This is a genomic window from Paenibacillus sp. FJAT-27812, from assembly GCF_001273905.1.
In the GTDB taxonomy this organism is placed as follows: domain Bacteria; phylum Bacillota; class Bacilli; order Paenibacillales; family Paenibacillaceae; genus Pristimantibacillus.
Window position 1 is genome coordinate 1,049,759 of record NZ_LIGH01000001.1, and the last position, 13,488, is coordinate 1,063,246.

Annotated in this window: 8 protein-coding genes; 2 read left to right on the plus strand and 6 right to left on the minus strand. The window is 46.4% G+C overall.

Annotation, left to right across the window (positions count from 1 at the left end; genetic code table 11):
- The 3 genes from ADU23_RS33115 to ADU23_RS04485 all read right to left on the minus strand — a co-directional run.
- Positions 1-968, minus strand: a 968-nt coding sequence (locus tag ADU23_RS33115) for a fibronectin type III domain-containing protein (protein WP_197286035.1), incomplete at its 3' end; no start/stop codon positions are given.
- A gap of 251 nt (positions 969-1,219) precedes the next feature.
- The gene (locus ADU23_RS04480; protein WP_053372648.1) at positions 1,220-2,092 is read right to left on the minus strand and encodes a glycerophosphodiester phosphodiesterase; all 873 of its coding nucleotides are present in this window, start codon (positions 2,090-2,092) and stop codon (positions 1,220-1,222) included.
- Positions 2,093-2,346: 254 nt separating this feature from the next.
- The gene (locus tag ADU23_RS04485) at positions 2,347-2,823 is read right to left on the minus strand and encodes a GNAT family N-acetyltransferase (RefSeq protein WP_053372649.1); all 477 of its coding nucleotides are present in this window, start codon (positions 2,821-2,823) and stop codon (positions 2,347-2,349) included.
- A gap of 444 nt (positions 2,824-3,267) precedes the next feature.
- Here ADU23_RS04485 and ADU23_RS04490 point away from each other — a divergent pair, with 444 nt between their 5' ends.
- Entirely contained in the window at positions 3,268-7,161 is a 3,894-nt protein-coding gene (locus tag ADU23_RS04490) for a glycosyl hydrolase family 18 protein (RefSeq protein WP_053372650.1), read from the plus strand.
- A gap of 59 nt (positions 7,162-7,220) precedes the next feature.
- Here the strand turns inward: ADU23_RS04490 and ADU23_RS04495 are convergent, their stop codons facing one another.
- Positions 7,221-7,778: a GNAT family N-acetyltransferase gene (locus ADU23_RS04495; protein WP_063845941.1), complete on the minus strand. Its 558-nt coding sequence runs from the start codon at positions 7,776-7,778 to the stop codon at positions 7,221-7,223.
- 105 nt (positions 7,779-7,883) lie between these two features.
- A complete protein-coding gene (locus tag ADU23_RS04500; protein ID WP_053372651.1) occupies positions 7,884-8,636 on the minus strand; it encodes an SDR family NAD(P)-dependent oxidoreductase in 753 nt (250 codons plus the stop codon).
- Between the two features lie 169 nt (positions 8,637-8,805).
- Here ADU23_RS04500 and ADU23_RS04505 point away from each other — a divergent pair, with 169 nt between their 5' ends.
- The gene (locus ADU23_RS04505) at positions 8,806-9,447 is read left to right on the plus strand and encodes a TetR/AcrR family transcriptional regulator (protein WP_053372652.1); all 642 of its coding nucleotides are present in this window, start codon (positions 8,806-8,808) and stop codon (positions 9,445-9,447) included.
- A 60-nt stretch (positions 9,448-9,507) separates the two neighbouring features.
- Here the strand turns inward: ADU23_RS04505 and ADU23_RS04510 are convergent, their stop codons facing one another.
- Complete coding sequence (locus tag ADU23_RS04510) at positions 9,508-13,398, minus strand: Ig-like domain-containing protein (protein WP_053372653.1); 3,891 nt, start codon at positions 13,396-13,398, stop codon at positions 9,508-9,510.
- Positions 13,399-13,488 lie beyond the last annotated feature (90 nt).

Consider the following 13,488-nt stretch of genomic DNA (forward strand, 5'->3'; position numbering starts at 1 on the left):
GCCGAGTCGCTTCCCGCATATCCAACTGCTAACGCCGCCTTCGCGGCAGCTACTTTCTCGGCATCCGTGAGATCGTTTGTCGTAAACGACTGGTCACTGCCGTACGCAATCCCGCCGCCGTTTTCCGCCTTCACGCGGTAATGATAGGTCGTATTGGGGGTCAAGCCCGATAGCGTAAGCGAGCTGGCCGTATTACCCGCTCCAGCCGATATCGTTCCGCCAACCGTTGCAGCTAAATTGCTGCCGTAGCTTGTTGTGAGGCCATAGTCAAAAGAGACCGACGTATTCGAGCCGTTGTCGTTCACGGTTCCGCTTAGAACAGCGCTGCTCTTGGTCACTGCGCTGGCTGCGTTCGTTACCGCAGCAGCCGGAATCACCGCGCTGTCAATGATAATATTGTTAATTCCATGCCAGCTTTCATTGCTGGAATATAACAATACCTGATCGACATTATCAAAAGTCGAATCTAGCGTGACGTTTTTTGATATGTAGTCCGATACTACATCACTTGCTACAAATGTAGTGTCCGCCACCTTTGTTCCATTGCGGTAGCCTTCTACTGTAATCGTAATGGGTGACACTTCGCCAAAATTGGAATAAAAGAAGCCGTTGATCTGAAACTCGCTTCCATCTGCCGACTTTATCCCCATCCCTTTCCATCCGTCGTAGGTAAAGCTCGGATCATAGGTTGTAAGTGCGTCAAAATGGTCGTTACTCTCTGTGTGACCATGAACTAATGGCTTTGTTATCAATGTGCCGATCGTATCGCTAATATTATAAAATTCCAAATTCAGACCTGGGATATTAAACGAAGAGCCCTCGCCGTCATGAGCAATCCCACCGTTCCATAAACTAGCTTCATTCGAGGAAAACGTTATAGTCTCTGGACCTGCTGCCGCAAATACGGCTTCACTAGAACGATTAAACGTGAAGCCTCCAGAAAGCACGAGCATACAACTTAATGTCACAACCAATACTTTCTTGCATAATTTTAACGAACCTTTGATAAAAATCAGTCCCTTCATGAGGTATGTAATAAGATAAGGCTGCCACGTCAGCACTCTCTAAATCCGCCGGTGCCAAAGAATGGAAGATACTTGTTTTATTAGAAAAATTAATTCGACAAATAATGCCATAATCCTGCAAACCTCAACATCTCCGCACAAATAAAAGAAGCCAAGGCTTAGTCGCCCTGACTTCCAATCATAGGTATCCATACTTATCCCGGATAATCGGTAATTACGCCATCCACTCCAAGCTTTTTCATCCGTTCCATATCGCTGTCATTTTGAATCGTCCATGCGATCACCTTGCGATTTCGGTCATGGATTTTCTGTACAAGCTCCTCATCTAGCAAATCATAGGTATAGTTAATGTACGCTGCATAAGATGTCAACTCATCAAGCGTCTCATCCGTTAAAGGATGCTGATCCTCATGAACGAGAGCAGCGACAGGTATGTCAGGCAGCAAGTCGTGCATGCGGCGCGTCGAGTCAAAATCATAGGATTGAATGATGATGCCTGAGCTGTTCTTAATCTTTGCCATCCCTTGTAACTGCCCGTTGCCCTTAAACGCGGTATAATTATGCCGCTGCTCATACTGGCGTACAATCTCAGCCACTTTCTCTTCAATTCCCGGAAATAGCTTTGAATCCTTAATCTCGATGAGCATGCCCATTTTCCCCGCGAACCGATCCATCACTTCTTGGAAAGACGAAATCGTCTTATCTTCTTCCTCCGCGCTTGAGCTGATTCCTGCATCCATTCCTTTCAGCTCATTCAACGTGTACTGGTCCACGGAACCCGTATGCTCCGTCGTGCGATCAACCGTATCGTCATGAATGACGACAAGCTCTCTGTCTTTGCTGAACTGTACGTCGTATTCAATAAAGTCGGAGCCAAGTTTCTCTGCCTCCTCAAAGGCAGCCATCGTATTCTCAGGTGCATAACCGGAAGCTCCACGGTGAGCAATAATTAAAAATCCCTCAGGCGTATTGGGGTTTGATGCAGATACGATAAAGACCGCACAGCACAGCATGACCAATGCCAGCCCGATTCTCCGCCAAATCTTAGAAATGGTTTGTCTCCTCATCCATCTGCCTCCTAAACACTAGTCTTAATACTATAACCATGAGCCACATAGCCCGAAACACAAAAAGGTCAGAGCAGCCTTTTCCAAGGCGGATCTGGCACGAATTTGTTCATCTGCATTCACTTCCAAGCCGGAAAAATAGGTTTAGTGGGGGCATCGCTGTAAACAAAAAAAAGAGATGCATACGCAGCATCTCCTCGGTCATTTATATCGTTCAATCCTTTTCCTTCACTATTCCGAGCACGTGAATACCCTTAGTTATAAGTCATCCACGCCGTGCTGCTCAAAACCTCGAACCCTTGCTTAAACCAGAAGTTCTGCGATTTATCTATGGAATACACATACATTTTTTTGTTCGGATATTTCTCTTTGAGCCAGTTAATGAAAAAAGCAGCATAACCCTTGCCTTCAAACGGTTTCAGAACATCCAGCGCTTCAATAAATATAAAATCCTTTTTGTTCTTGATATCAATATAGAAGTCCTTCTGCAGATACTTCTCATCATCGCTAAAATAATCGGCTTCCGCCTTCTGAATTAACTGCTTTCCATTCTCGTATTCCCAAATGACGCCGTATCCGGCCATCTCCTGATCCGCTTCAATCATATAGATCTGTTCGGGCAGCTCCGAGCGATCCTTCCTGCTCAATTCCCCTGCATGATAACCCGATTCTAGCTCGCTCAATAGCGTCTGCACGTCCTGATCGAACGGTTTTGCAATAATTGTAGGCATGTTGTAGCTCCTTTAGTGTCCTTAAGCGACTTTAACAATAACCTATTCGTTTCCTGCCGTCAATCAAAGCGGAATGATATAAACATTTTGCGTTTCATGCACTTATCATCCAAATATCGCAATTACTCCGCCAAATTGCATAATTATACAATTTTACCCCATTGTAAATAGAATATCCCCCTTCCCATCTCTCTCTATTCGTCCCATGATAATAGTAGGTACACAAAATCTTTACAATTGCTAAAGGGGAGGTGCGGGTTTAGTACGTTCACTCACAACACAATCATCGCTTTAAAATGCTTTTACGGCTCTTCTCCCAGTCATCGAGATTCCCCATTCCTAATGCCATCCGGAACTATCCAACCAGCACGATCGGACATCGACACCCAGACATGCGCATGAATTAAAATGCTGCACGGTTCGACTATTCCAATTAGAGGTGATATGGTGGATTTTTTTGCCAGAAAAAAAGATTTGAAGATATATATGCTGTTGCTCAGCTTTGTCCTCTTGTTTAGCTCGTTTCTTAATTCTTCTGTATCCTACGCCGCTGAAAACGCCCCCCCGGCTCAAGCAGACCCTTCTGCTCCGCAAAATTTAAGAGTTGTAGCCGACTCTATAACCGCTACTAGCGCTAAGATTGAATGGGATCGTAATGACGCTATTTCCGACATTGACGTTTGGTATGCGGGAACGGATGACTACTACACTTGGGGAAATAACGGAAGCCGTACACTTACTGATTTGAAGCCCGAGACGACGTATAAGCTTTATATTACTTGGTTCGAGAGGCCCTATACCCTTGCACACAAGAGCAATATCATCGAGTTTACGACGCCAGCGGGCGAACCTGTCAAACCTCCCGCCGCGGGTGCTACGAATTTAAAAGTCGTTGAGGTTACGCATAATACCGTTTCATTAACCTGGGATGCCGCACCGGGCATTAATGATTATTGGATTTGGGACCAGAACAATAAATATATTCTTTGGGCGAACAGCGGAGCCCAAACCGTCGGCGGTCTAACGCCAAATACTACGTATTCCTTCTATATTGGCCCTGACGGCATCCAAGCGCCAAATCTAACGCCTGAGCTTAAGAGCAACTTGGTCACCTTTACCACTACGGAAGATAAAAGCGAATACAAAGAGCTGCCACTCGCTCCTCCACAACATTTGAAGGTGACAGCCGTAACAGATTCCAGCTTAACCTTGAAATGGACGGGAAGTCCTGGCGCGGATGGCTATGATTTCTACGTCAATGGAAAATGGACATCCGGCGTATGGGACGGTTCCAATATGGTTACATATACCGTTCCTGACACCGTAACTGGCTCGGTTTATTTTGAGGTTGGCGCACAAAAAACGGTTAATAAATTAATGACGGCATCAGAGAAAAGCAATAAGGTGGAGCTTATATGGGGACAACTCGCAGCTCCAAGGGATGTTCAAGTCGTCACGGCTAACCGGACGACAGTTTCACTAGGCTGGGCTCCTACGCCTGGCGCTACAAGCTACGATATTTATCAAGACGGCAAGCTAATCGGCTCAAGCCAGTCGAACCGTTATGTTGCGGCTGCCCTACAAGAAGGCCAATCCTACACTTTTGCGGTCGCAGCCAAAAACAATCTATGGGAATCACCGAAGAGCGCTTCGATTAGCGCCGTGCCGGGAAGCAACTATAACATCGTAACGTACTATACGTCTTGGTCTGTCTCTGAGACAGCCCGGAATTTCAAGCCGGATCAGGTCGATGTATCGCAAGTGACGCATATCAATTATGCCTTCGCGGATCTGTGCTGGAAAAAGTACGGAACAGGCTCGACAGCATGTCAGAACGAAAAAATTCCACTACAAAAAAATTATGTATATGACGGCGAAATCGTCCTAGGCGATCATGACAACGATATAAAAAACTTTGAAGCGTTTGCTTCGATCAAAGAAGATAATCCGCATTTAAACATGATGGTTTCTGTAGGCGGATGGTCATGGTCCAAAAATTTCTCGAACATGGCAGCAACCGAGGAAACCCGTCGTACATTCGCTAACTCCGCTGTGAAGTTCCTTCGTGCGTATGGTCTGGATGGCCTCGACATCGACTGGGAGTACCCCGTAGAGGGCGGAGAGACGCACAATAGTCATCTTCCAGAGGATAAGCAAAACTTCACGCTCATGATGCAAACCGTTCGTGATGCGTTGGATGCAGCCGGCTCGGAAGACGGCAAATATTACTTGCTGACGATCGCTTCCGGCCAAGGCGACAATTTTACTGTGAATGCGGATTTTGCTAATTCCGTCAGCTACTTGGATTTTATCAATATTATGACCTATGATTACAGCGGAAGCTGGGAGCTGCTCGCTCATCATAATGCTCCGTTGTACGCAGATAAGAACCATCCGCGAGATTCTGCGCTGCGCAACAATGTAAGAGGCGGAGCAACAGGCCATTTGAATGGCGGGGTTCCTGCCTATAAGCTGGTGCTCGGCATTCCGTTCTACGGCAAAGGCTGGAGCGGCTGCCCTGAGAACGGCGAATATCAGACCTGTACCGCCATTCCGGCGGGGTCGTGGGAAGCAGGTATCTTTGATTACTCCGATATAGAAAACAACTATATAAACAAAGATGGTTATGTCCGCAATTGGAACGAAGCATCCAAAGTTGCCTTTTTGTACAACAAGAAAAATGGCTACTTTATTACGTACAATGACCAAACATCGATGATCTACAACGCTTCCCTCGTCAAATCATTGGATTTGGCCGGAGTAATGAGCTGGGATATTAGCGGTGACCGCAACAAAACCTTGTCCACGCAGCTCGTTCATGATTTGCCAATTGACGGCTCCGTGAATGCTTCCGCGTTGCCTGCTCCTTCCAACCTTGCGATTATTGCTAAAACCGACAATGAGCTGCAGGTGAAATGGGACGCAGTAACCGGAGCATCGGGCTACGAAGTGTACGTCAATAATGTATATGCAGGTACCGTTACCGAAACCAAATTTACTGAAAGCGCGTTTGCTTCCTATGCCGACTACAAAATCCATGTGCTTGCTGTCGAGAAAAAGGATGCTCAAGTGCTGAGAGTTTCCGCAGCTAGCCACGTTATTGTCGCGAAAACACCAGTAACCACTTCACCAGGAGGAGGCTTGACTCCGCCGCCAGCTAAAGCGAAGGATGAGCTTGATGCAAGCATCACGAAAGACGGAGATAAATGGACCGTCAATGTGCAGGCAGATGCGGCTATTAAGACCATCAATGCTGCCGATTCTGCAACGTTTAAAGTAACGGTAGGCAAAGAGGCGAAGCAAGCGGATATCCTTATCACTAAAGCCGTTATCGAAGCGATTGCCAAAAAAGGAGAAATGCCGTCCATATCCATCGTCTTGCATGGCGTTTCCTACTTGATTCCGGTTCATGCTATCCATCTCTCCGCCGACATTAAAATCTCGATCACAGCGCCGGATGCAAGCAGCGCAGGCAAGATCGAGCAGCTATCAAAAGCTAGCGGGCTGAAGGTGCTTGCTAAGCCGCTTGATTTTAAAATCGAGAAGCTCACAACGGGCAGCACATACGTTGAAGTGACTGATTTCGGTCAACATATGTTCAGCCGCATCTTTACTTTAAGCGCGAAGGATATCGACGTGAACCGGGCAACCGGCGTTGTTTATCTGCCAGGCACCGACCAGTTCCGCTCCGTCCCTACCAAATTCACTCCGAATTCGGATGGAACCGTAGCCGCGGAATTAATAAGAAACGGAAACAGCATTTACACCATCGTTGAAACAAGCTTCAAATTTAATGATGTAACGATGGAATGGGCACGCAAAGATGTGGAGCGCGCAGCGGCCAAGCTGATCGTCTCTGGAGAGATGGCAGATCGTTTCGGCGCAAACAGCGCTATTACCCGAGGCGAGTTCATCTCCATGATTGTCAAGGGTTTGGGCATCTTGCCTAATGCAGCTGATAACCCGTTCAAGGACGTAGACAGCAATTCCGAGTTTGCCGGTGATATTGTAGCTGCCAAGAAACTAGGGCTGATCAAAGGCACAACCAAGGATGCCTTCAACCCTAACGGCTCCATCACCCGTCAGGATTTGTCCGTCATACTCGCGAATGCGCTGAAGTATGCGGGCAAGACGAATGTAGCAGACAATTCGGTGCTTGAACATTTCAAGGACCAAGCAGCGGTTTCCTCCTATGCCAAACCATCGGTTGCGCTTATCGTAGAGCAGCAAATTATGTTAGGCGTGTCCCAGGATACGTTTGCGCCTTTGTCCAAAGTGACCAAAGCGCAAGCAGCTGTAACGGTCATGAGATTGCTTGATGCTTTGAAATTGACTTAGCAAGGCGACAAAAGGACGGAGCAGACTGTTGCAGCTGCTCCGTCCTTTTCATTTGCAAATTATTTGGAGCTAATAAGCTTCTCATACTTATTAAACTCTCCCATCGGATTAGAGGCAGAGCCTTTACATTCATAACCACAGCTCACATAAAAGGCGTTCAGCCTCGGGTTATTCGCAATGCAATCAAGCCGAATCCGGTCTTTGCCTGCGAATTGAATACCGGAGTCGGCCCAGTGAACGATGGCCTCGCCTAGATTTTTGCCTGCGGCTTCACGGTTAATATTTAGACGGTGCAGATAGATGGAGGAGGAATGGCCCTCATCTCCCCATAGCTCCCTATCCCAAGCGCTCTCGCGCTGCATAAGCATGACCATGCCTGCCAAAATATTTTCTTGCATGAAAATGTAAACTTCCCCGCGCTTGATTGCCTCCGGCGTCTGATGAGAATCCTCGCCTTGCAGCAAGCCGCTCCACTGCGTAGAGCCTTTGCTCTTTAACCACTCAGCCGTACGGACGAGCAGCTGCAATACAGCATCCGTATCCTCTGGCCTAGCTTGAAACACGGTAATATTCGGTTGAATGATTCCAATGGAATCTGTACGGGAAAAGGTTGGCATGATGATTGTCCTCCAAATGGCTATAAGCTCCTTTTATTATATCCTTTTCTCCACTCACAACAAAAGGGCTATCCCGAAGCGGGATAGCCCTTAAGCAATCGATTATTATTTTGCGGTAACGCCGCCATCTACAGGCAGCTCAACGCCTGTAATATAAGCAGATTCGTCAGACGCTAGGAACAAGACAGCTTCAGCCACCTCGGATGCACGTCCAACTCTAGGCAATGCCGTCTGAGACAAGAACCATTGCAGCATTTGTTTGTTATTTACGAATTCCGCGCTCATTGGCGTTTCAATAAAGCCCGGATGTACCGAATTGACACGGATATGGTCCTTGCCAAAATCGACAGCCGCCGCTTTCGTCAGCATACGGACAGCCCCTTTGGAAGCCGTATAAGCCCCCGCTCCGCTGCCGCCTGTCAGACCCGCAATCGATGATATATTGACGATCGAGCCGCCGTTATTAGCTTGCATATGTGGAATGACATGTTTCATGCCAAGGAAAGTGCTGGTCAAATTAATGCTCATAACTTTATTCCATTGTTCAACCGTCGTATCGAGCAGCCCGACAGCATGAGAAATGCCTGCGTTGTTTACTAAGATATCCACTTTGCCATACGTCTTGATCGTTTGATCAACAACGCTAACCCACGCTTCCTCCGAGCTTACATTATGCGCATAGGCTGCAGCTTGTCCGCCACCTGCTTCAATTTCCTGCACAACGGCCTGCACAGCGGCTTCGTTAATATCGGTTGCGACAACCGTTGCCCCTTCTTTTGCAAACAAAAGTGCTTCTTCGCGCCCCATACCACTGCCTGCTCCAGTAATAATTGCGACTTTCCCAGTAAGACGAGTCATGTGTGCATGTCCCCTTTGTTGTTTAATCACCTTAATGATAGTATTACTATCACTATGATAATAATCATACCACACTCATAAAAAAAGCTCAATCCTTCCTTGCTTAAAGGATAAGCAGTGGATATACTACATGTAATCGAAATCGCTAATCTGAAAGGATTAACCTCTCATGGATCCAAAAGAAAGATACGAGAAAGAACGGCTTGACGGCAAGCAGCAGCGCCTCATCACGATTCTAGAAGCGGCAGAGCGCGTATTCAATCATAAGGGCATCGAAAAAACGACGATGCAGGATATTGCCACTGACGCGAACATCGGCATCGCAACTTTATTTCGCTATTTTCCAAAAAAAGAAAAGCTTATCGTCGCGGTCGCTACCAAGCTGCTTGAGCCGATGCTTCAACGGTTTCATGATGTAGCAGAATTGCCTCTTTCATGCCTCGAGCAGCTTGAAAAATTATTTGATTTATTTATCGAGGACCTTGACCATTCAAGCATAAAATTTATGGTTGATTTCGAGAGCTATGCCTCTCACTCACCCGTCCCTTTAGAGGATATTCAACAATTCAACGCCATGAATCGATTGATATCACGCGAGTATGCGAGGATTATTCAAAATGGCATGGAGGATGGATCCATTCGGTCCGATCTTCCGGTCAAGGAAACATTAACTACGCTCATCAATACATTTGGCCTTTTTTCAAAAAAATTATCCATGCAAAAAAACATTCTCCTGTTCGAATCGGATCTAGAAAACGATCATCAGCTTGCTGTTCTAAAAAAAATATTTCTGGATTACCTGAAAGCCTGACTATCAAAAAAAGCTGTCCCAAGCCACATGATGCGGCTCGGAACAGCTTCTTTTTTCTAGTTATGAGTTTGCTTGTATTTCCATCAATTTAACGATCACCGATGCTGCTTCGCCGCGGTTCATCGCTTTATCCGGACGGAAGGAACCATCCTCATAACCTTTGATAATGCCTTGGCTTACTAGTGCATGTAAGGAGCCGACTGCCCAATCGGAAATATCCTTTTGATCCACGAATTTAGTTTTCTCCCCGTTGTCGACCTTCAGCTTTAGAGCGCGAACGAGAATAACCGCCATTTGCTCTCGTGTAATCTTTTGTTTTGGCGCAAACGTTGAATCGCTTACCCCTTGGATAATGCCTAGCGTAGCAGCTGTTTTGACTGCTTCTTCAGCCCAGTGGCCGTTAAGATCGCTAAATTCAGGACCGTCCGTACCCTTCAAATGCAGAGCTTTCACTAGCAAAACAACGAACTCCGCACGTGTCATCTCTTTTTCCGGCTTGAATGTCTGATCCGGGTATCCGCTAATGATATTTTGTGCGCTTAGCTTGTCGATTGCGCCTTTAGCCCAATGACTGGATAGGTCGTCAAACTTCACAGGAGCTGCAGGCTTTTCGGTGTTATCCGCAGGTTTCTCTGGTTTTACTGGCGGCACGGTTGGCTTTTCCGGCTTGTTATCGCCCGGTTTTGGCGTCTGCGGGATCACGATCGGTCCTCCAACGCCGCCATTATTGCTCCAAGGTGAAGAAACAATAATATTAACCTCAGCTGTATTGGAGTCAGACATTCCGTCGTTTACCTTATAAGTAAACTTGTCCGATCCGGTAAAACCAGCGTTAGGCACGTAATTAAATTTCCCGTATACGGCATCGGTTACGGTCAACTTGCCAAACTTCGGCTGGTCGACGACCATGTAGCTGAGTGCATCCTTATCGCTGTCACTCGCATCCATCCGCCCCTCCACCTTGCTCTCCCTCAGCGTTTGAAGCTGAAGGTTCGCGGCTATTGGCTTGTTGTTTGGCTCGATATGGAAGAGAACATAAGCTGTATTCGTCAGTCTTTTGCCATCGCTAATTTTGAATGTGAGCACATCTGTGCCTGTCTTGCTTGGATCAGCTTTGTAAACGAACGACCCATAAGTCGCTTCGGTTACGGTTACCTGTCCTTTTTCCGGAAGGCTTACTAGCGTAACGCCCAGTACTTTTTCACGATTGCTTTGATCGACCGCATTGGAGAAGGTACCGTTAAACGTTCCGCCTTGGCGAATCGTATACTCCAAATTGGACGCCTTCCAATCTCCTGTACCGGATGCATTTGCAATTTCTACGATTACTGCCGCTTCAAGCGATTCGTTTTTGCCGTCCGTTACGCGGTAAGTAAAGTAATCAAAATCTGATTGTCCACTTGCTGGCACATATTTGAAGGCGCCTTTGGACGCATCCGTCCATTCAAACGTTCCTTTGCCCGGCTGCTTGACTAGTTCATAAGTAAGCTTGTCCTCGTCTTTATCTTCCGCTTTCAGTATTCCGGTCAATTCATTTCCTAGAGCAACGATAAAATTGCCGTCAAATGCTTTAGGCGCATTATTTTTCACGACCGTCACACTGACGTGGGCGTCGTTAGAGTACACCTTGCCGTCATATACACGGTATGTGAATTGATCGGCGCCGCTATAGTCATTATTCGGTGTGTAAACGTATTCGCCTGTGTTTTTGTCCACCGAGACTGAGCCGTACTTGGGCTGAGATACGATTTCATACGATAGCGGGTTCATGTCTGCATCAGCAGCCGAAAGCTTGCCGTTAACTGCTTTGTTCTGGTCCGTCGTCACCTGTGCATCATTGCTGACTGGCATCGTATTGTCGTTCAGCAAAAACTCGGAGTGGTCAAGCGGATGGTCCGTAATCCGAATTTCATTAATCGACCCGTTAAACGCTCTTTCAAATACATTGTCATAATGATAAGCACCAACGATCCATGGCACGAACTTGCCGTTTTTTGTAGCCGTGGATAAACCTACAGAATCTGGACCGTCATCATTCATCATGACTTGGGAGCCGTTAAAGTACATTTTCGTCGTTTTCGTATCGTTTACAAGTGCCACGTGAATCCAGTCATAGAACATTTCACCGGACCAGTTGGTCTTAAGATCATTGGAATTGCTTGGATAAACAGCCCACTGCAGCTGTCTAAGATTGGAGATCGACAACGTAGCGATAGGCTCTTCTTTGTTCCCATCGGTTTTCCCGCCGTCAGCACCTGTGCCATAACGTCCAAGGATACCCATCCAACCGTTTTTGTCCTTATCAAAGTTATCAGCCAAGCGGATGTAAGCTTCGACGGTATAGCCATTTTGGAATGTCATGGCATTTAACGGCGCATCGTCCGGTGTCCGCAAATAAGCCAGTTCTTCTGGAAATTTACCATAGGATGAAATTTGCAAGCTGCCCATGCTTTTGGAGAACGGTGCCCTATCATCCGTCCATTTCATCCCCATATCAGGAAGATCCTTAGTGCTGAGATCAACCATGTACAAATCATTGCCGTTACCGGATACATCCTTTACGTTAAAAGAACCGTCAGCCGGCTTCTCGAATTTCCAATGCGCAACCTCGCCGTTGTTATCCGAAGCTTCGCGAATTTTAATTTTCACTGTCCCGATAGCAGAGTCGACGAAGCCGTCATTCACCTTAAACGTGAACAGATCATCTCCTGTCTTGCCTGGAGCGGATGTATACAAGAACGTTCCTTTCGATTTGTCGGTTAATTTGAGAGTGCCCTTCGCAGGCGAATCAACGATAGAGTAAGTCAGCTTGTCCCCATTTTTATCAGAAGCACTCAGCCTTGCGCTCATTGTCTTCCCTGTCGAAGTGTTATACGTTGAATCAGACACGGTTGGCGCGCTGTTTTGCGTATCCCAAACCCCTTTGAACCGTGTTTTGAAGTCCATGTTAATCGTGAATTTGTTATTGCCATCCGTAATTTCTTCTAAATCATAGCTAGGGTCCCGCTCATCCAAAGGCATATTCATGACCCAAGGCGAGAATGTTTCCGTTGAAATCGTACCGGCATCCAAATTAAATTCCATCGTACGCATGATGCCGTTTCCGCCTAGATAAGAGCCTTGATAATCAATAACGGACATAAATACGTCATTGCCTTGGGCATTCTTTTGGACCATATGTGCTGTTCCATGGTGGTGGCCGTTAAGCGTCATAAAAACTTGATTGTTGTTTTTAACGAGATTGTCCCAAATATATTGGCCATTCCCCGTCATTTTCGCTGTTTTCCCATCGGCTTCAATATCTAGAATCTGGTGGGTAGCAATGATGGTTGGAAGGGTAGGGTGATCATTCAACACGGTTTGTGCCCAATTCAATGAGTCTGAGCCTGTCTTCCAGTCTAGGAAAAGAACAAGAAAGGTTTTCCCTCCGCCGTCAAATGTGTAGTAGGAGCTGTAGCCTTTCGGTGACGCGCCTTCAAATCCAGGTTTGTTAGCCATGCGTTTGGAAGGCTTAAAGTATTGATTAAAAAACGTATTATACATGTCATTGTCATCACGAGCATCCTCATCGTCCCAGTAAGCAACATCATGATTTCCCGGCGCGTATCCATATGGAATATTCGCATCGTCCAAAATCTTAAAGGCATGGTCGGCATTTTTCCATTCTTGTTCTTCCGTGCTTTGATCGACAATGTCACCAAGTTGAGCAGTGAACACGATATTTTCGCTATGCTGGAATTTTTTTATCCAGTTCGTTTGGGAATTGAACATTTCCGGGCTGTGACGAGCATACATTTGCGTGTCAGGGAGAACCGCAATTTTGAATGTAGTGTTCGCAGCAGCTTCAGCTACTTGACGATCTACCATACCCGAAATGGGCAACAATGCGACTTGCAGCATAATGGCAAGGGATAACAAAATCTTCGTTAGTCTTTTTTCTAATAACACCATACGGCTTATCTCCACCTCTATTTTTCTTATTGTGCTCTTTTGGCAAATGATCATTTCCATCGGAAAAATGATTTTTGTTGTCTGGTTGTC

Coding starts and splice junctions, on each gene's coding strand:
- ADU23_RS04480 (WP_053372648.1), bottom strand. CDS start 2,092: ATGAGGAGACAAACCATTTCTAAGATTTGGCGGAGAATCGGGCTGGCA.
- ADU23_RS04500 (WP_053372651.1), bottom strand. CDS start 8,636: ATGACTCGTCTTACTGGGAAAGTCGCAATTATTACTGGAGCAGGCAGT.
- ADU23_RS04505 (WP_053372652.1), top strand. CDS start 8,806: ATGGATCCAAAAGAAAGATACGAGAAAGAACGGCTTGACGGCAAGCAG.
- ADU23_RS04495 (WP_063845941.1), bottom strand. CDS start 7,778: ATGCCAACCTTTTCCCGTACAGATTCCATTGGAATCATTCAACCGAAT.
- ADU23_RS04510 (WP_053372653.1), bottom strand. CDS start 13,398: ATGGTGTTATTAGAAAAAAGACTAACGAAGATTTTGTTATCCCTTGCC.
- ADU23_RS04490 (WP_053372650.1), top strand. CDS start 3,268: ATGGTGGATTTTTTTGCCAGAAAAAAAGATTTGAAGATATATATGCTG.
- ADU23_RS04485 (WP_053372649.1), bottom strand. CDS start 2,823: ATGCCTACAATTATTGCAAAACCGTTCGATCAGGACGTGCAGACGCTA.